General features: G+C 63.2%; 5 protein-coding genes. 3 read left to right on the top strand and 2 right to left on the bottom strand.

Features of this window, described 5'->3' with window-relative positions:
• Positions 1-144: 144 nt before the first annotated feature.
• The gene (locus PM3016_RS19330; protein WP_014370610.1) at positions 145-975 is read right to left on the bottom strand and encodes a helix-turn-helix transcriptional regulator; all 831 of its coding nucleotides are present in this window, start codon (positions 973-975) and stop codon (positions 145-147) included.
• A gap of 300 nt (positions 976-1,275) precedes the next feature.
• Positions 1,276-2,550, bottom strand: coding sequence for an MFS transporter (locus PM3016_RS19325; protein ID WP_014370609.1), 1,275 nt, complete (start codon positions 2,548-2,550; stop codon positions 1,276-1,278).
• A 226-nt stretch (positions 2,551-2,776) separates the two neighbouring features.
• On the opposite strand from PM3016_RS19325, the gene fabZ reads away from it, so the two are divergent.
• The 3 genes from fabZ to PM3016_RS19310 all read left to right on the top strand — a co-directional run bounded on the left by fabZ (position 2,777) and on the right by PM3016_RS19310 (position 20,898).
• Positions 2,777-3,235 carry a 3-hydroxyacyl-ACP dehydratase FabZ gene (gene fabZ, locus PM3016_RS19320; RefSeq protein ID WP_013918175.1) on the top strand — a complete coding sequence of 153 codons (459 nt, stop codon included), beginning with the start codon at positions 2,777-2,779 and terminating at the stop codon, positions 3,233-3,235.
• On the top strand, positions 3,235-9,891 hold the full coding sequence (locus PM3016_RS19315; protein ID WP_014370608.1) for a non-ribosomal peptide synthetase: 6,657 nt from the start codon (positions 3,235-3,237) through the stop codon (positions 9,889-9,891). The genes fabZ and PM3016_RS19315 overlap by 1 nt, the downstream gene beginning before the upstream one ends.
• Positions 9,892-9,990: 99 nt before the next feature.
• A complete protein-coding gene (locus tag PM3016_RS19310; protein WP_014370607.1) occupies positions 9,991-20,898 on the top strand; it encodes a non-ribosomal peptide synthetase in 10,908 nt (3,635 codons plus the stop codon).

Below are 20,898 nucleotides of genomic sequence, written 5' to 3'. Positions count from 1 at the left end.
AAGACAAGGAAGTCCGTTCAAGACCCTCTTTCCGGGAGGACTTTGGACGGACTTCCTGTTATGTAACGTTTTCTACGAAACGAAGGTTATAACGCTGGGCAGCGAGAATCCTCACACCGATGCTGGGGTTTATCCGGACAGGCCTTAGAGCAGGAACTTCGTAATAAACCTCCCTTTTTCATTGACGCCGGTTTTGCGATACACCGTTTTGATCATATTCCGGACGGTTCCCTCGGTAATATACAGCTCGCATGAGATCTGGACCGTCGTCTCGTGGTGCATCCACCGGTAGGCGACCTCCTTCTCCCGCGGGGTTAATCCGTATTCGTCGAGCTTCGCATAAATCTCTTCCCGGGTTAACGGGGAAGCCGAATCCTGGGCGAGACGCTCCTGAATATTGGCCGTGACCTTCTGCAGCAGCGCAACCGCCATCTCGATGTCGTCCTGGTTTTGGATGGCAAGTCCCGAATAGCCGAGCAGCTCGCCCTTCACCAAGACGGGGGAACAGATGGCCGTAAAATTGCCGAAAATCCGGCATGTGTTCTCGTGTCCCATCATGACCGTCGTACATTTCAGCTGCATGCACATGGACAAGGCGTTCAAGCCCGCGCTTTCCAGAGCCATACTCACGCCGGGCACCCGGTGGCCGGCCAGCTTGTTCACTACGGGATTGCTGCCGACCATCTGCAGCAGGTATCCTTCGGCATCGAGCAGGACATACAGATGCAGTCTCGATAAAAACGAACCGGGACCTGAAAGCTCCTTCTTCATCTCCTCGATCATGCGGCTGTGTTTGCTGCGCCGGTACTGCAGCTCGCTGCCGGTCAGCCTCAGGCGGACTCTGAGCGTGGACTCCGTAATCTGGGCGAGAGCCACCCTGCGCTTCCATTCGGCCACGAGTTCAGGAGGGATATCGGACAAATAGCTCCAGGTACGTGTCGCGGGTTCCGCTTCAGATTCAAACAAGATGAACATGCAGTCAGGGCTCCTTTCGCTCCCGTTTTTTCATGTCCAGTATAGTGCAGGTTTTTTTATTTCTCCTAGTTAAGTTTTTGCGAAGATGGAAATATGTCCGTTTTTTGTCAAGGTAAAAAATGTCAAATAGCCTTTCTCCAAGGGCAAGGACTGCCCTAAGGAGAAGGCTTTTTGTCGCAGATCACCAAAAGAATGAGCCTCATTCCGAACCCCGCAGCCATAAGAAGGGGGCTCGTTCGGGGGACGGTGCGTCAGCCCCTGTGCGGCAGGTATGCCCGATGTACCGTTCAAGGGATCGGGTCAGCTTGGCGTACTCCGTACGGAGGATTCCTGCCTTCGCGATTCCTCTCTTGACGCCCGAAGGATCGGCAGCATGATGAGCGTGGCGGCGGCAAAGAAGAAGGCGGCGATATAATACAGCACGGAAAGCGGAAGCATCGACTTGAGCCAGCCGCTGACGCTCATCGTAGCGACAATGGAGCCCATGAAGAGGGGACTGAGCAGGCCGTTCACCCGGCCGATGTACCCTTCTTCCGTATGGGAGAGCATCAAGGCGTTGATGGACATCTGAATCCCGGGCAGCACGAGCCCGCAGAAAAACTGGGCCGTCAGCACGCCCGCCAGCGTATTCGACATGCCGATCGCCGCAATGGCCAGCACGCTGACCGTCATGCCGGCGAAGAGGATCCGCTGAGGAGCCGCTTTGCGGGTCAGCGCGATGGTCAGCCCGCCGCCGATCAGCATGGCCGCCCCGTTCACACCGGTAAGCCACTGCAGATCCTCCTTGGGAAGCCCCAGCTTTTCGATGATGACGAAGATCCCGAGCGGGTTCACCAGTCCCATGCCGAGCCCGGCCAGCAGAAAGCACACTCCCGTGATTCGGAGAATCCGGTTCGTACGCACGTATCCCAATGCGCTGCGCATCTCCGCCCACAGCTCCGATAAGGGTCTCGAGCCCTCGGGCTCCGCATCCCCCTGAATTCCCGAGAGGACGAGGGCCGACAATACGAAGGCCGTTCCCATCAGTCCTATCGCCGTATAAATCCCCCAGTGGACATACACCCAGGTTCCGAGCACCGGGCCACCCATCATGAACAGCGCCATCATCGTCTGATACATCGAGAGGGCCAGCGGAATCTGTGGCTCGGGCAGATGGAGCTTAAACAGCTTCATAGCCGAGGGCTGTGAGATCTGGGACAAGATCGAAGAGACCAATGTGGAGAAAAAGACGGCCTGCCAGGAGCCCAGCAGCAGGGTCCCCAGGATCAGGAACACGGACAGCGCACTGAGCAGATCGCACCAGACCATCGTCTTTTTGGGGCGCCAGCGGTCGGCAAGGGTGCCTCCAAGAAAGGAGAACAGAAAGATCGGCGCATATTCCGCTATGGCGATGAAGGTGATCGCGAACGGATCGCCTCCGGTGCGGTCGGTTACATAGAGCAGGACGGCGAAATTGCGAATCCAAATCCCGGTCTGCAGAATCATGCCCGACAGCAGGATCAGGGCGATAAAGCGGTGGCGGGACCAGAGGGGGAGAGCTGGTCTTGAGCCGGCCAAGGTCGGGTCCAATGACATGATATGTCACTTCTTTCCTAAAAGGGTTCATTTAACAAATCCAGGTCTCCTGCATGCCGGCAGCGCTTGTTCCATGCTTCACATTGTAACGGAACGGAGAGCCGGGCAATATATCCCATTTGGGATATAGGTCCGCAGCGGGCGCTTCGCTATGCTGAATACAAGATATAAACAGAATGCCGGGCGTATGCCCGCAGCAAATAACGAATGGACAAAGAGGTGCAGGATGCCGGTGATGTATGGGTTCGACACGGTAAGGGAGCTGCTTCCCCAGAGCTATCCGATGATCATGATCGACACGGTCGAGGAATGGGAGCGCGGCAGGACGATCGTCTGCCGCAAGAATATATCCGGAGGCGAGTGGTGCTTTCCGGGGCATTTTCCGCGGAAGGCCATCTATCCCGGGGTCTTGATTACGGAAGGCATGGCACAGGCCGGGATTCTTCTTTACCGGCTCGGCGAGCCCCCGGAAGCGCAGGAAGCGGAGTTTCTGCTGACCGGGGTCAAATCGCGATTCATGAAGCCCGTCGTACCCGGCGACAGTCTGCTGATCCGCTGTGAGGCCGTCAAGTGGATGAGCCATGCGGGCATCGTCTCCTGCACGGCATCCGTCTCCGGGGAGACGGTATCCCAGGCGGAGCTTACGTTCGCCATCCGTCATGCCGCCAAGGAGGAGATCGTGTGATGCCGTACGCAACGCTGGTGGACATGCTCGAGGCGGCAGGAGGGAGATCGGACCGGGGCATTACGTTCATTGCGGGGGAAAAAGAAACCGACCGCCGCACCTATAAGGAGCTGTTCGGCGATGCGCTTCGGGTGCTCGGCCACCTGCAAAGGAAGGGCGTCCGGACAGGGGACGAGGTCGTCCTCATGGCGGACGAGCCAAGGCACTTCGTGGAAGGCCTCTGGGCATGCCTGCTGGGCGGGTTCATACCGGTCCCGGTCTCCCCGGGCACGAGCCGGGAGCATCGGCGCAAGCTGTTCGGCGTCTGGCCCAAGCTGGTACGGCCGCACCTGCTGACCGAGGCGAGAGTGCAGCGGATGCTGTCCCACCAGGCACCGATGCTGGGGCTCAAGGAAGCCTTCGACGCGATGCTGCCGAATACGCTGCTCATCGACGGGCTTCGGGACGAACCCGCGAGCGGTCGGATTCACCGGCCGGCCCCCCAGGAGCTCGCCCTCATCCAGTATTCGTCGGGATCGACAGGGGAGCCGAAGGGCGTCATGCTCACGCATGAGAATCTGCTCTCCAATATCGACGGCATCCTGGACAGCGACCCGCAGAGATGGGCGGAGGATACGTTCCTGAGCTGGATGCCTTTAACCCACGACCTCGGCCTGATCGGGTTCCATCTGACTCCGGCAGCGGCCGGACTCGACCAGTGTCTGATGCCCACCCCGCTGTTCGTCCGTTCCCCGCTGTTCTGGCTTCAGGCCGCCGTAGAGCACCAGGCCACCGTACTCGCCTCCCCGAATTTCGGACTGAGCTATTTCCTGGAATTTTATGCTCCCGAGAAGGGATTGAACTGGGATCTGTCCGTCATCCGCAAAATCGTGAACGGAGCCGAGCCCATCATGCCGGAGGTATGCCGGCGGTTCCTGGAAGCCCTGAAGGGCCGGGGACTCGCCTCCGACGTGATGGTGCCGGCCTACGGCCTCGCCGAGGCTTCGGTGGGCGTCACGCTTCCGGCAGTGGACGGGGCGCTTCATGTCATCACGGCGGACCGCACGTCGCTCTCCATCGGCTCCGAGGTCCGGCTGCTGGACGAGGAAGCGGAAGGGACACTGAGCTTTGTCAGTCTCGGAGCGCCGATCCGGGGCGTAGAGCTGCGCATCTGCGGAGAAGACGGGCGCCCGCTCGGGGAGCTGCAGGTAGGGCATATCCGGATCCGGGGCCGCAATGTAACCCGCGGCTACTACCGCAATCCCGAGGCGACGGAGAAGCTGCTGTGCGGTGACGGCTGGATCGAGACGGGAGACCTCGGTTTCCTTCACCGGGGCCGGCTCGTGGTCACCGGACGGATGAAGGAAGTGCTGATGGTCAACGGCCAGAACATCTATGCCCATGATCTCGAGCAGGTTGCAGGGGAGATCGAGGGGATCGGGTTCGGCCGTCTGGCTGCCTGCGGGGCAAGAAAACCGGGAGCCTCCCGCGAGGAAGTGCTTCTTTTTGCCGCGGTCCGCACGGAACCGGCCAAGTTTGCTGCGCTCGCCGAAGCCATCCGGTCCCATGTGAGGGTTCAGATGGGCGTCGATATTGACCGGATCATTCCCGTACAGGTGCTGCCCAAGACGACCAGCGGCAAAATCCAGCGGGGCACCCTTGCACGCAGGTATGAGCTTGGGGAGTTCGACGAAACCCTTGCCGCACTTGAGGTGGAAGCCGAAGCGGTCACTTCGGCCGTACCGACCGTACGTCCTGCGAACCAAACGGAAGAAGACCTGCTGCACCTGTGGCAGGAGCTGCTGGGCAGAGACGGCTTCGGGACCGGGGATGACTTCTTCGAGCTCGGCGGCCAGTCGCTGAAGGCCGGTATGCTGGCCGCCCGCATTCATCCCCGGTTCGGGGTAGAGCTGACGCTGGACGACATGTACCGGCTGCGGACGGTCCGGGAACAGGCCGCCTATATCCGGGAGGCGGAACGTACGGCATTCACTCCGATTACACCGGCAGCCCCCGGTGCGAGAATCCCGGCGACTTCCGTTCAGCAGCGCCTATTTGTCCTCCAGCATCAGGAGGGGGTAGGGACTGCCTACAATGTGACTTATGCGGCATGGCTGGAGGGAGACCTGGACCGGAACCGGCTCGAAGCCGCATGGAGCTCGCTCATCCGGCAGACCGGTCTGCTGCGGACCTCGTTCAGCTTCGATGATACGGCCGTCGTTCAGCGGGTCGCGGAGGAAGTGGAGTTTGAGGTGGAGCGGCTGCCAGGCGTAAGCAGCGAGGAACTGACGGAGGCCGTGCGTGCTTTTATCCGGCCCTTCGACCTGGGGAGAGGTCCGCTGCTGCGAGTCGCGCTGCTTACGGCCGAAGACGGAAAGCATCTGCTGCTGGTTGACGCACATCATGCGATCGTCGACCGCTCGTCCATGATTCTGCTGCTCGAGCAGTGGACCCGGCTCTATAACGGCGGGACCCTCCGGAGGCCTGACGTGGAATTCAAGGACTATGCCGTCTGGCTGTCCGGGCAGCTGTCCTCCGGCCTCTTGGAGAAGGCTGGAACGTATTGGACCGAGGAACTGGCAGGCGAGCTGCCGGTACTTCAGCTGCCGACGGACCGGGCCCGGCAGGCGATGCAGCAGTTCCGTGGGGACGAAGTACAGCTGGAGCTGGGAACGGAAGAGGCCCGGGGGATCCGCAGACTCGCCGCAGAGAGCGGCACAACGCCGTTCGCGGTCCTCTTCTCCGCGTACCAGACGCTGCTGTACCGCTATACGGCACAGACGGATTTGATCGTCGGTGTGCCGGCAGCGGGGAGGACCCATGCGGATCTCGCCGAGATGCCCGGCATGTTCGTCAATACCCTGCCGATCCGCTGCACGCCGCAAGGGGAAGCGGAGTTCGCCCGGCTCGTCCGGGAGACGGACGGACGGCTGCGGAGCGCGTTCAGCCATCAGCACTATCCGCTTGAGAAGCTGCTGGAGCGTCTTCAGGTTCCCAGAGATACCGGACGCAACCCCTTATTCGATACGGTATTCGTCATGCAGAATATGGACGAGACGCCGCTTGCGCCGGCCGGCCTCCGCGTTGTGCCCTATGCGCTCCCGTGCGACCATGCCAAATTCGATCTTACCGTGGAGGTGCTCGAAGCAGGGGAAGGCTATCGGATTCATCTGCAGTATGCGCTCGCGTTATTTGACCGGGCAACGGTTGAGCGGATGGGCGCTCATTTCCTGCAGCTGCTGCGGGATGCGATGGCCCATCCCGGGAAGCGGCTGGATGAATTGGCCCTCCTGGACCCGGCCGAGGCGGAGCTGCTCGCGAATCGTTGGAACCGTACGCCCGGCGAGGTGCCCGAAGGGCAGACCCTCCACGGGCTGTTCGAGAAGCAGGCGGCCCTTGCGCCGGATACCGTGGCGCTTTTATCCGACGAGGGTGAACTGACTTACCGGCAGCTGCAGGAACGAACGGACCTTCTTGCAGCCCGCCTGCGGGCCGAAGGGCTGGGCCCCGGCCGCTTCGTCGGCGTGCTGGCCGAGCGGTCGATCGGCATGGTCTGCGCGGCTCTCGCCGTGATGAAGGCCGGCGCGGCTTACGTGCCGCTCGACGCCTCACTGCCGGAGAGCCGGCTGCGGACCATTGCCGCTGCGCTGGACATGGGAGCGCTCGTCGTCTCCGCGGCATACGGCGGTCAGGCTCTGGCACTGCTGCAGGCTTCGCCGTTCATGCGGTGTTTCCTGGATGCGGACCGCGGCACAGTGACCGGACGGCAGGCGGCCGCGGGCGGAGCGGACGGAACCCAGGCCGCTCGCAGCGCGGGCACGGAGCAGCTCCCTGCCCGCGAAGCCCGGCCTGAAGACCCGGCCTACGCCATCTTCACGTCCGGCTCGACCGGCACGCCGAAGGGGGTTGTCGTGGCGCACCGCCCGGTCGTGAATCTCATCACCTGGGTGAACGAAACCTTCGGCGTCGGTCCGCGGGACCGCGTGCTCTTCGTCACCTCGCTGAGCTTCGACCTGTCGGTCTACGACATCTTCGGGCTGCTGGCGGCCGGCGGCTCGGTCCGCATCGTCGCCGAGCAGGATCTGCGCAGCCCGCAGCGGCTGCTTGCGCTGCTGAAGGAGGAGCCCGTCACCCTCTGGGACTCCGCTCCCGCCGCCCTGGCGCAGCTCGAGCCGTTCTTCCCGGAGGCGGCGCTGGCATCCTCCAGGCTGCGGCTCGTGCTGCTCAGCGGCGACTGGATTCCGCTCACGCTGCCGACGGCCGTGCGCCGGGTCTTTCCCGGCGCGCGGGTCGTCGCGCTGGGCGGGGCGACCGAGGCTGCGGTGTGGTCGAACTTCCACGAGGTCGGCGAGATCGACCCCGAGTGGACGAGCATTCCCTACGGCAGGCCCATTCGCGGAGCCCGCTATTACGTGCTCGACAGCCGCAGGCAGCTGTGCCCGGTCGGTGTGCCGGGCGAGCTGTACATCGGCGGGGAGTGCCTCGCGGACGGCTATGCCGGCGACCCGGCGCTGACCGCGGAGCGCTTCGTCACCGATCCGTACGGCCTGTATCCCGGGGCGCGGATGTACCGCACCGGCGACCGGGCTAGATGGCGCTCCGAAGGCTGGCTTGAGTTCCTCGGTCGGGCGGACCACCAGGTGAAGATCCGCGGGTACCGGATCGAGACCGGCGAGATCCAGGCCGCTCTGCTGAGCCATCCGGAGATCACCGCAGCCGCCGTCACGGCCAGGGACCATGGGGCAGGGGAGCGGACCCTATGCGCTTACCTTGTTTCGGACCGGGATATGCCTGTGATCGAGCTCCGCGAGTTCCTTGCCGGCCGTCTGCCGGGGTATATGATCCCTTCGCATTTCGTCCGGCTCGATGCCATGCCGGTGACGGCCAACGGGAAGCTGGACCTGAAGGCCCTGCCTGCGCCGCCGGCGGAGGTACGGACCGGAGCGCCGTACGAGGGACCCCGCAGCGCTGCGGAAGAGCTGCTCGTGCGGCTTTGGCAGGAGGTGCTTCAGCTGGAGAAGGTGAGCATCCACGACCCGTTCTTCTCCCTGGGCGGAGACTCCATCAAAGCGATTCAGGTGATGTCCCGCCTGCACAGGCACGGCCTGAGATTGGAAGTCCGTGACTTTTTCCAGTATCCGACGATTGCGCAGCTGAGTCCCCGGCTTCAGGCCGATACGGCGGAAATTCCTCAGGAGGAGATCACAGGAGAGAGCGCATTGACGCCGGTCCAGATGTGGTTCTTCGAGCAGCTGGGACGGGAGGCGCACTTCAACCAGGCCATGATGCTGTACCGCCGGGAGGGCTTCCGGGAGGAGATCGTCCGCGAAGTGTTCACGACGCTCCTGCGCCATCATGACGCACTCCGGCTTGTATTCCCGTGCGGCGCCGCAGGGACGTCAGACATTCAGGCGGTCCACCGGCCGGCCGACGAAGAGGGCTTTACGCTGGAGCGTTTAGACTGGACGGAATTGAACGGCCTTCCGGGCGGGAAGAGCTCCGAATCGAACGGTGAAGCTTCCGGGAACCTTGGCCTCGAAAGCCGGATGGAAGCGGTATGCACCCGCATTCAGAAGGGAATGAACCTGGAGAAGGGACCGCTGGTGCGGCTCGGCCTGTTCCATACACAGGAAGGAGATCACCTGCTGATCGCCGTGCATCATCTGGTCATCGACGGTGTCTCCTGGCGCATCCTGCTCGACGATTTCACGGTCCTGCATGACGCCCTCCTCCAAGGCGGGGAAGCTGCAGCGGAGCGGCTTCCTTCGAAGACGCATCCGTTCCGGGACTGGGCCGCCGGGCTGCAGCGCATAGCCGATTCTCCGGAGCTTCTCCAGGAGAAGCCGTATTGGCATGAAGTCGAGAATGGCCCCCATTTCCCTATCCCTGCAGAGGCTGACACCGGGTTATCGGGCAGCCGCAGCATCCATGCCGCCTGGTCCAAGGAAACGACGGCCGCCCTGGCGGGCGAAGCTCACCGGGTCTATAACGCGGATGTGGAAGTGATGCTCCTGACTGCGCTGGGATTGGCTGCGGAGGAAACCTTCGGCCTCCTGTCCCTGCTGGTACAGATGGAAGGGCATGGAAGGGAAGGTCTGCCGGAGCTGAACGTCTCGCGCACGATAGGCTGGTTTACCGCCATGTACCCCCTGGTGCTGGAAGCGGACCGTGCAGGCGATCTCGGCTATAGGATCAAATCGGTCAAGGAGAAGCTTCGGCGGGTTCCCGGCAGAGGAACAGGCTGGCAGCTCCTGAAGTACCTTACCCCGGCTGCATGCAAAATGGACTCGAGCTATACGCTGAAGCCGGAGATCAGCTTCAACTATCTGGGCGAATTCGGGGAGGAGCTGGGCAGCACCGGCACGGTGATCTCACGGATGCCGGCAGGGCGGACCGGCAGTGCTGCATCGTCCCTTCTGTACGGATGGAATCTCAACGCCTACATTCGGAGGGGAGAGCTGCAGCTTCTCCTGGAATACGATGCAGGCAAATACGGCGAAGCCGCCATGAAGCGGCTGGCCTCTTCTATGGAGCGTTATGTATATCGGCTGCTGGAACACTGCTCGGGGATGAGCAGGGCGGAGGCCACGCCGAGTGATTTTATATACAACGAATGGGACTTGGAAGAATACGACCAGTTTCTGAAAGAGATGGCCGCCGATCTGACGCTCGAATGACCGTAAGCGGAAGCAGGATGAAAGAAGATGCAGACGCCCGGAAGGGCCGAAGTGAACCCGGTGCAGCGAACGAAACTATACGAAAGTGGAGCGTAAGCAATGGCGACTAAACTGCAAGTGCAGGATATCATCGGCCTAACACCGATGCAGGAAGGCATGCTCTACGACAGTCTCCGGGAGGGATCGGAGCGGACTTACGTGGAGCAGCTGACGGTGAAGCTGACCGGGCCGCTGGAACCGCCTCATGCGGAGGAAGCGTTCCGGCGGCTCATGGCGCGGCATGACATTTTCCGTACGGTGTACAAAATTTCCCCATCGGACAAGCCGGTGGGGATCGTGCTGAAGGAGCGCAGCGTCCGGCTTCATACGGAAGACTGGAGCGATCTGTCTCCGGAGGAGCTGGAAGACCGGGCAGCGGAATTCAAGGAACGGGATTTATCACTCGGGTTTCGGCTGGACCGGGACGTTCCGCTGCGTCTGGCCGTTCTGAAGACGGGGCAGATGTCCTTTGAGCTCTTGTTTACTTTTCACCACATTATTCTCGACGGCTGGTCCCTCGGGATCATGCTTCAGGAATTCCTCGCGCTCTACACGGGATTATGCGATGGCCGTTCCGTGGAGCTGCCCCCCGCCCAGCCGTTCAGCCGGTATGTGCACTGGCTGGAGAATCAGGACCGGGAGCAGGCCGGGGCGTATTGGGCCAAGCTGCTGGAAGGATATGATACCGCCGCCGAGTGGCCGAATCACGGAAGGACGCCTTCCGTCCGTGAGGGCTATGACAAGCGGGTATTTGAGTTCGCCTTCAGCCGCGAGCTGACGCAAGCGCTGCAGGAGCTGGCCTTGAGTGCTTCCGCCACCCTTCACGCCCTGGTACAAACCTTATGGGGTATCCTTCTGCAGCGTTACAGCGGCACGAAGGATGTGGTTTTCGGCACGGTCGTTCATGGCCGGCCGGCCGAGCTGCCGGGTCTGGAACGGGCCGTAGGGCTGTTCATCAATACGGTGCCGGTGCGCATCCGCGACCTGGAGCAGACGCTAGGGGAGATGGCAGCGTCGGTGAGCCGGGGCACTTGGGACGCCAAGCCATACGAGACTTACCCGCTCTATGAGATTCTGGCCATGTCCGAGCTGAAGCAGGGATTGTTCGATCATGTTATCGCTTTTGAGAATATGCCCGTGCCGGAAAACGATGTATGGAAAGACAGCGGACTGCGGGTAGAAGGCATGAGCATGGTGGAGCAAACGGGGTACCCGCTTCACCTCAATATTGTGCCGGAGGAGGAACTCCGGTTCCAGATTACATATAACGCCAGCGTCTTCGAATCCTCTGTGATCGAGGGCATCGGGCGGCATCTGTCCGAACTGGCGCGGCAGGCGGCGCAGCGGGGACCGCAGCAGCACATATCGCAGATGACCCTGCTCTCCCATCAGGAAGAGCAGGAACTGCTCCACCTCTCCGAGATGGGGGACGGCTCGGACTATCCTGAGGAAGCCACCCTGACTTCTTTGTTCGAGGATCAGGTCCGGCAGCATCCGGAGCATACGGCCGTGGTCTTCAGCGGCCGGCAGATCAGCTACAGCGAGCTCAATGTGCTCGCCAACCGGATCTCCTGGAGGCTGAAGGAGCTCGGGGTGGGTCCCGAGGTCCGCGTGGCGCTGCTGCTGGAGCGCTCCGCCCTCATGATCGCCGCCATGCTCGGCGTACTCAAAGCCGGCGGAGCCTACGTGCCCGTAGATCCGGCGCACCCTGAGGAGCGCGCAGCGCTGATGCTCCGGGACAGCGGGGCGGCGGTGCTGCTGACCGACCGCAGCCCGTCATTCGCTGTTGGGGACGCGGCTGTCCTCTTCGTAGACGACCCTGCCCTGTCCGCATGCTCCCGGGAGAACCCGCCCGCTTCGCAAGGTCCGGCGCAACTGGCCTATGTACTGTATACCTCGGGGACGACCGGCACGCCCAAGGGCGTTATGGTGGAACACCGGCAGGTCGTCCAGCTCCTGAAGCAGAAGGGACTGCCGCTGGCCTTCGGACCGGAGGACGTCTGGACCGTCTTCCACGCGTATACATTCGACTTCTCCGTATGGGAGATCTTCGGTGCGCTTCTGTCGGGAGGGCGGTGCGTTGTCGTGCCCAAGCAGACAGCCCAGCATCCCGCTCATTTCCTCGAACTTCTGGAACGGCATGAGGTTACCGTGCTGAACCAGACTCCGACGGCGTTCGCCGCCTTGATTCAGGAGATCAACGACCAAGCCCGGCACCCCCGGCTGCGCCTGAGATATGTCATTTTTGGCGGAGAAGCCCTGCAGCCGCGGATCCTGCTTCCCTGGGTGGAAGCCTACCCGGAAACGCGGCTGATCAATATGTACGGCATCACGGAAACCACCGTGCATGTCACCCTGAAGGAAATCGGCGGGCACGACCTGTCGGCCGGACGGAGCCTGATCGGAAAGCCGCTGCCGGCTCTCCGCTGCCGGGTGCTCGATGAACAGGGGCGCCTGGTTCCGGCCGGAGCCGCCGGCGAGCTGTATGTGGGCGGCGCCGGCGTGACCCGGGGCTATGCCGGACGGGAGGATCTCACGCGGGAGCGATATCTTGCGGACCCGTTCGCTCCGGGAGAGAGGCTGTACCGGACCGGTGACCGGGTTCGTCTGCTGCCGGGAGGGGAGCTTGAATATCTCGGCCGGCTGGACCAGCAGGTCAAGATCCGCGGCCACCGGATTGAAACCGGAGAGATCGAGCATGCGCTGCTGTCCCATCCGGACGTGGCAGAGGCCATCGTTCTGCCGGCAGCGGAAGAGGGGGGAGACGCCCTCTGCGCCTATGTCGTACTCCGTGAAGGCGGCGGGACCTCGGGACTCCGCCGGTTTCTCCTGGACAGGCTCCCGGATTACATGGTTCCGGCGTACTTCATTCCCCTTGCCTCCATGCCCAGAACCGCAACCGGCAAGCTGGACCGCCGGGCCCTCCCCGCTCCGGTAAGCGCAAGATCACGGGAAGCTTACGTTCCTCCGCGTGACGAACTTGAAGCCTCGCTGGCCGCGATCTGGCAGGAGGTTCTGGGGGTAGAGGAAGCGGGCATCCGGGATTCGTTCTTCGAGCTTGGCGGTCATTCGCTCAAGGCGGCAGCCCTGACCGCCAAGCTGTTGCGCAGGCTCGGCCGCACCGTGACGCTGAAGCAGCTCTTCGCTGGACCGACGATCGAGGAGCTGGCAGCGGTTCTGCGGGCTGAGGCACTCGCTCCGGAGACGGCAGGGGAGCCTGCCCGCTCCATGTCCATCCCTGCGGCCCCGGCGGCGGAGCATTATCCGCTCACCCCGGCTCAGCGGCGGATGTATCTGTTGAACCGGCTCGAGACCGAGGGCACGCATTACCACATCACGGGAGCGGTGGAGCTCCGCGGAGCCCTGGAACCGGAACGGCTGAAGCTGGCCTTGGGCCGGTTGATGCAGCGGCATGAAGCGCTGCGAACCTCCTTCAGGGTTCAGGACGGAGAGCTCTGTCAAACCATACACCCGGATGTGTCTCTCGAGGTGGAACGGTATACGGCGGAAGAAGAACGGATGCCCGGGGTGCTGCAAGCGTTCGTCCGGCCGTTCGATCCCGGCCGGGCTCCGCTGCTCCGTGCCGCTCTCGTACGGCTGCCGGAGCAGCGGCAGATCCTGCTGCTCGATGTCCATCATCTGATCTCGGATGCGGTGTCCCTGCAGGTGATGCTCTCCGAGCTCTCCGCCCTGTACCGCGGGGAATCCCTGGCTCCGCTGCCGGTGCAGTATAAGGACTATGCCGTCTGGCTCCATGGCCGCGAGGGCCTGGAGGAAGACCGGCAGGCGGAAGCGTTCTGGCTGGGGAGCATGAGCGGGGAGCTTCCCTCCCGGGAGCTGCCGGCCGACCGGCCGCGCACCCTGGTGCAGACGTTCGAAGGGGAGCGGCTGCCTGTGCTGCTCGATCCCGAACTGCACCGACTTCTGAGGGAAACCGAACGGCAAACCGGGACCACCACCTTTATGGTGCTGCTTGCCGTGTACCAAATCCTGCTGGCCAAATATACCGGACAGGAAGATATCGTGGTCGGCACTCCGGTTGCGGGACGCAGTCATGACGAGGTGCAGCATCTCATCGGCCTGTTCATGAACACGCTGGCCATGCGGGGCCGCCCCGAGCCATCCCGCACGTTCTCGGACTACCTGGACGAAGTGAAGAGCTTCGCCTTGGCCGCCTTTGAGCATGGAGCGTATCCGCTGGAGAGGCTGCTGGAGAAGCTGGAGATTCCGCGCGAGCTGGGCCGAAATCCGCTGTACGACGCCATGATCATCATGCAGAACGCCCCGAAACCGTACCTGGAGCTGGACGGGGTTGCGGTCCGTCCTTACCCGCTCGAGAACCGGACGGCTCCGCTCGAGCTGATCCTGGAAGCCGTGGAGACCGAAGAGGGACAACTGCGGCTCACCCTGCAGTACAATACCGCCTTGTTCCACAGGGAGACGGCCGAGCGCATGCTTTCCCATTATATTCACCTGCTCCGTCAGGCACTCTCTGATCCGCAGGCAGCGATCGGGGCCTTGGAGCTCGCCGGACCGCTGGAAAAGGAAAGGCTGCTCTCCGCTTCACTGGGCCGGCAGGATCTGCCGCTGTCCGAAGACCCCGTGCATGCCCGGTTCGAAGGGCAGGCGGAGCTCCTGGGCGCAAAAGAAGCGGTGATCTTCCGGGGAAGTCCGGTGACTTATGCCGATCTGAACCGGCAGGCGAACCGGTGGGCCAGGGTGCTGGCCATGCGGGGGGTTGGCCGGGGCAGCCTGGTGGCTGTCCGGATGGAACGTTCCGCCGGGCTGCTTGCCGCCCTGCTTGCCGTACTGAAATCGGGAGCCGCCTATCTGCCGATTGACCCGGCATATCCGGACGAGGCCGTGCGTCGGATGCTGGGCCACAGCGGAGCGTCGCTGCTGCTGATGGACGCCGCCGTTCAGCAGCCCCGAAGCGAAAGCGGTACGGAAAGCGCGGACGTCCCCGGCTTTGCCGGCAGCGTCCTTCGGGTATCCGAGCTGGAAGCCCAGTCGGCGGAGCTTGACGGCACGAATCTCCCTGTACTTTCGGGAAGCGGGGATCTGGCCTATGTGATCTACACCTCCGGATCAACCGGGATGCCGAAAGGAGTCATGATCGAGCACGGAGCGGTCGTCCACTACATCGACGCCTTGTGCGCGGATTTCTCTTTTGACACCTGCCGCCGTATTCTCTCCCTCACGACCGTATCCTTCGATATCTTCGTGACGGAATCCCTGGCTGCGCTGGCCTGCGGGATGACCGTGCTGCTGGCGAGCGGCGAAGAACAGGATAACCCGGAGCATTGGGCTCGCCTCATCGCCGATCACGGGGCGGACGTGCTGCAGACGACGCCGTCCCGTCTCCGGATGCTGGAGCAGGTGTCCGGCGGGTTCCGCTCGCTTGGCGGGCTGAAGCTGCTCATGGTGGGAGGGGAGGCCTTCCCGGAGGGGCTGCTGCACGAGCTTCAGCGAACGCTGGACGCGCGGCTTCTCAACGTGTACGGACCGTCGGAGACCACCGTGTGGTCCACCTGGCACGACGTCACCGGGGAAGATCACCCCTATATCGGAAGGCCCTTGGGCCGCACCCGCGCCTATGTCCTCAGCCCGGAAGGCCGGCTGCTTCCGGACGGCATTCCCGGTGAGCTGGTTCTCGGAGGCCCCGGCGTCGCCCGCGGATACCTTCATGACCCCGCACGTACGGCGGAGCGCTTCGTGTACGACCCGTGGTTCCCGGGCGAGCGGATGTACCGCACCGGGGACCGGGTCAAGCGCACCGCTAACGGAACGCTCCAGTATTTGGGGCGGCTGGACGAGCAGGTCAAAATCAGCGGCTACCGGATTGAGCCCGGCGAGGTGGAAGCGGCGCTGAACGCTTACCCGCCGGTCGAGCAGGCGGCCGTGGTCTGCCGGACCGATCGGCAGGGGGACCTCTATCTCTGTGCCTATGTGACCGGATCGCTGGAGCTGGACCCTGCAGAGCTGCGGCTGCATCTGGCAGGGCTGCTGCCCGCCTACAAGGTGCCGTCCCGGTTCGTTCAGCTGCCGAGCCTGCCCTTGACGCCGAGCGGCAAAATCAACCGCAAGGCCCTGCCGGAGCCTCCGGAAGAGGAGCTGGCCGGCCATCTGCCTCCCCAGACCCCTGCGGAGCTGCGATTGGCTCAGCTTTGGTCCGAGGTGCTGGGACGCGGGCGGATCGGCGCCGGGGACTCGTTCTTTGAACTGGGGGGGACCTCCCTGAAGGCGGCGCGGCTCATCCATTCGCTGCAGGCCGGCCTGGATGTGCATCTCCCGCTGCGGGATATTTTCCGCTTCCCCGTGCTTCGGGATCTGGCCCGGCATGTGGAGCTGCAGCAGAAGAGAACGCTCGAGCCGATTCTCTCTGCGGGCGGACCGGGCAGTTATCCGATGTCTTCGGCGCAGCGTCGGATCTACTTTATGAACGAACTGGACCCGGGAGCCCCGGTCTATCATATGCCCGCTTACTTCCTGGCCGAGGGCGCGCTGGATATGCACCGGTTCCGCTCGGCCTTGGAAGAGCTGGCCGGACGGCATGAATCCCTGCGGACTTCCTTCGGCATCGTGGAAGGGAAGCCGGTACAGCGGGTCCACGCCACCGCCGAAGTCGAGATCGAGACTTACACGGCAGGGGATCTGGAAGAGGCGAAAGAGCTGGCGGAACGCTTCATCCGGCCCTTCGATCTGGGCCGGGCTCCCCTGCTGCGGGTCGGTCTGGTGCGGATCACGGACCGCCTGCATGTGGTGCTGACCGATATGCATCACATCATCAGCGACGGCATGTCGCTGGAAGTGCTCCGCGCCGAGCTGGCTTCGCTCTACGCGGGAAGCCCGCTTCCGGACCTGTCTGCGCAGTATAAGGATTACGCCGTATGGCAGAGCGGGCAGATGGAGGGGGAAGCCTACCGGGAGCTCGAAGCCTACTGGCTGGAGAAATTCGCGGACGGCGTGCCGGCACTGAATCTGGGCACGGACCGGACCCGGCCTCCCCAGCTCAGCTTCGAAGGAGACGCCGTCGAATTCAGGGCCGCCCCCGAGCTGTACCAACGGCTCACCCGGCTCGCAGGCTCCTCCGGAACGACGATGTACATGGTGCTGCTCGCGGGCTTCAAGCTCCTGCTGCACAAGTATACCGGGCAGGAGGAGCTCGTTGTCGGGTCGCCTGCGGCGGCCCGGCCTCATCCGCAGCTGCAGGGGGTAATCGGCATGTTCGTCAACATGCTGTCTCTGCGCACGAAACCGCAGGCGGACAAGACCTTCCGCTCCTATCTCCAGGAGGTCAAGCAGGAGGTGCTGGACTCGGAGGCCCACAGCGGGTATCCCTTCGAGACGCTGGTGGACCGCCTGCAGCCGGAGCGGGACCTGAGCCGCAATCCGCTGTTCGATGTCGTTTTCCTTCACCAGAACACGAGTGCGAGCACCCGCCTGTCGGGCGACCTCGTGATCCGCTCCCTCCCGTGGCAGCCGTCTTCGGCCAAATTTGACTGGACGCTGGAAGCCCTGGATACGGGGCAGGAGCTGGTCTTTACGCTTCAGTATGCGACCCGGCTGTTCGAACGGACCACCGCCGAACGTGCGGCTGTCCATTTGCTTCGCATCCTGCAGCAGGTAAGTCTTTTCCCGGAGATCGAGCTGGGAGAGCTTTATCTGCTGGACGAAGCGGAGGAGCGGCAGGTGCTGAAGGCATTCAACCCGGAGGCCTCCGTCTATCCAGCCGGCCGGACGATCCATGCGCTCTTCGAAGAGCAGGCGGAGCGGCAGCCGGAGCGCGCGGCGCTGCAGCTGCCGGATGGCCCGGTAACGTACGGCGAGCTGAACCGGCAGGCGGACGGCCTCGCCGCTGTGCTCCGCAGGAGAGGAATGGGCCCCGAACAGGTTGTCGGCGTGCTTACGGAGAGAAACCGGGGCCATTTTGCCGCCACTCTGGCCATTCTCAAAGCCGGTGGAGCTTACCTGCACCTCGATCCGGAACTGCCGGACGAGCGGATCCGTTCCCTGCTTCAGGACAGCGGAGCGGCTGCGGTCTTCGCTCCGGAAGCGTTCCGGAGCCGGGTGGGGCCCGGGATTCCGGTGATCGATCCGGAAGCGGAGGCTCTGTCCGAACCGCTGCATGAGGGCGTCCGAACCACAGGTGAGGAACCCGCCGGCAGTCCCCGCAGCTTGGCATATGTGATGTACACCTCCGGTTCCACGGGGAAGCCCAAGGGGGTCATGGTCGAGCACCGCAGTGTACTCCGGCTGCTGTTCGGAACGAATTATGTCGAGTTCCGGGAGGACGACCGGCTGCTGCTGACCGGAGGCATCGGCTTTGACGCGACCACCTTCGAGATTTGGGGGGCGCTGCTTCACGGCCTTACGCTGCACCTCTGTCCCAAAGAGATCCTGCTGGATGCCGAGCGTCTGAAAGAGGAGATCGAGAAGCAGGGCATCACGATGATGTGGCTGACCTCTCCGCTTCATGACGCGCTTCTCCAGATGAGAGAGGACTGCTTCGCCTCCTTGCGGTGGCTGTTCGTCGGAGGGGATATCGTGTCGCCCCGGCAGGCGGAGATCACGCTGAAGCATGCGCCGGCTCTCAAGCTGGTGAACGGGTACGGACCGACGGAGAACACCACGTTCACCACCGCTTACCGGATCGGGAGGCCGTCCGGCGAGGTGATTCCGATCGGCCGTCCCCTGGCCAACTCGGCTGTCTACATTCTGGACAGCCGCCTGCGTCCCCAGCCCGTCGGTGTATCCGGAGAGCTGTATGCGGGCGGCGACGGGGTTGCCCGCGGCTATCTGAACAACGAGCAGCTGACCGCCGAGCGGTTTCTGCCCGATCCCTTTGCTCCGGGCGGCCGGATGTACCGCACCGGGGATCTGGCGAAGTGGCTGCCGGACGGGAATATCGTGTTCCTCGGCCGCGCGGATACGCAGCTCAAGATCCGCGGGTACCGGATCGAACCGGGTGAGATTGAAGGCAAACTGCTGACTCATCCCGCCGTGCGGCAGGCTCTGGTCACCGCATATCAAGAGGAGAGCGGCGCAGCAGCCTTGTGCGCCTATCTTGTTGCGGGAGCCGGGGACCCGGCAGGCGGCCCTTCCGGAGCCCCGGCCGAATCCGATGCCCTCCTCCATGCACTGAAGGTAGACTTGGCTGCCGGACTGCCCGCCTATATGGTGCCGGAGGTTCTCATGCTCGTGGACGAGCTCCCGCTGACGGCCAACGGCAAGGTCGACCGCGGCCGGCTGCCGAGGCCCGTCAGGGAAAAAGAAGGCTCCCAAGCCGTACCCGAAGCAGCCGCAGCCGGATCGGACATGGAAGCTTTGCTGCTCCGCGTTTGGCGTGATGTGCTGGGACGACCGGGCTTCGGGGCGAAGGAGAATTTCTTTGAAGGCGGAGGGGACTCGATCAAGGGCATCCAGATCGCCGCACGGCTGCGGGAGCATGGGCTGCGGCTGGAGATCCGCGACCTGTTCCGCTATCCTGCCGTCACGCAGCTCGCTCCCCATATCAAGCCTTACAAATCGGTCATCCCGCAGGAGCCGGTCGAAGGGCCGGTACCGTTCACACCCGTACAGCTGTGGTGGCTGGAGCAGCACCCGCAGCTTCTGCACCACTTCAATCAAAGCATGCTGCTGCACAGCCGTGACCGGCTGTCCGCAGAACCGCTGGACCGCGCGCTCCTCCGGCTGGCCGAGCATCACGATGCACTGCGGCTGCGGCTTGACCCCGATGAAGAGGGAATACTCCGTCAGCGGAACGCAGGACTTCACGAAGCGGCTGTCCGTTTCCTCGTTCGGGACGTGCGGGAAGAGGCATCCGAAGCGGAGGCGGTGCTGCGGTACAGCGAAGAGCTGCAGCGGTCGCTGGACCTCCATCGCGGACCCTTGCTGGCTGCAGGGCTGTTCCAGGCCTCCGACGGCGACCACCTTCTCATTGCGGTGCACCACCTGGCCGTTGACGGAGTATCCTGGCGCATTCTTCTGCAGGACCTCTTCCAGGGGTACGAACAGGCGGTAAGGGGAGAAGCGATTCAGCTGCCGGAGAAAACGACTTCGTTCCGTACTTGGGCCGAAGAACTACAAGCGTACGCCCGCCAGCAGAAGCTGCTTCGGCAGGCCGATTACTGGGCGCGTGTGGAAGCTGCGGACTGCGGCCCCCTGTTCGGATCGAGCGGAGACATGGGAAGGGGAGAGCCCAGCAGCCGGACGGTCACCGTGACCTGGACTGCCGAGGAAACGGAGCGTCTCCATGCGGCCAACCGCACTTATGCGACGGACATCAACGACCTGCTCCTCGCCGCGCTCGGCAGGACCTTGTGCGGGTGGACGGGCAAGGAAGCCGTCCTTCTCCATCTCGAAGGCCACGGAAGAGAGGAAGTGCTTCCGTCGGCCGATGTGACACGGACCATCGGATGGTTCACGTCCATCTTCCCGGTTGTCCTGCGCAGCAGGCCCGATGGCTCCTTGGGCGGTCATCTCATCGATACCAAGGAGATGCTGCGGAGCATTCCGGACAAAGGCTTCGGCTACGGTGTGCTCAAATACCTGACTCCGGCCGAGCTCCGGCCGCAGCTGCTCTGCGGGGTGCAACCGGACGTCTCCTTCAACTATCTGGGTGAATTCGGCCAGGAGGCGGGAGCCGGACGATTCGGGCCTTCCCGCTTCGAAGGGGGAGCTCCGGCGGATCCGGCAATGAGAAGGGCCCATACGCTGGACATTATCGGCGCCTCGAGTCAAGGGTGCCTGCAGCTTGACTGGGTGTACAACGCCGGGCGAATTCCGGAGAAGGATGTAAAGGCCCTGGCGGAACGTTACAAAAGGGAGCTGCTGGAGCTGGCCCGCCACTGCCTGGAAAAAGAAGAAGCCGTTGCAACGCCTTCGGATGTCGGGCTGGGGCTTGATCTCTCCATGGATGAGCTCGATGAAATATCACTGCTCGTGAGCACGAAACTCAAACGCTAG

The sequence above is a fragment of the Paenibacillus mucilaginosus 3016 genome (genome assembly GCF_000250655.1).
Classification (GTDB): Bacteria; Bacillota; Bacilli; order Paenibacillales; family NBRC-103111; genus Paenibacillus_G; species Paenibacillus_G mucilaginosus.
The sequence above is the reverse complement of the archived record's forward strand: the minus strand, read 5'-3'. Positions and strand labels throughout refer to the sequence as shown.

Bases quoted from the DNA above. Each gene is read 5' to 3' on its own strand.
- PM3016_RS19330 (WP_014370610.1), bottom strand. From the start codon at position 975: ATGTTCATCTTGTTTGAATCTGAAGCGGAACCCGCGACACGTACCTGG.
- PM3016_RS19325 (WP_014370609.1), bottom strand. From the start codon at position 2,550: ATGTCATTGGACCCGACCTTGGCCGGCTCAAGACCAGCTCTCCCCCTC.
- fabZ (WP_013918175.1), top strand. From the start codon at position 2,777: ATGCCGGTGATGTATGGGTTCGACACGGTAAGGGAGCTGCTTCCCCAG.
- PM3016_RS19315 (WP_014370608.1), top strand. From the start codon at position 3,235: ATGCCGTACGCAACGCTGGTGGACATGCTCGAGGCGGCAGGAGGGAGA.
- PM3016_RS19310 (WP_014370607.1), top strand. From the start codon at position 9,991: ATGGCGACTAAACTGCAAGTGCAGGATATCATCGGCCTAACACCGATG.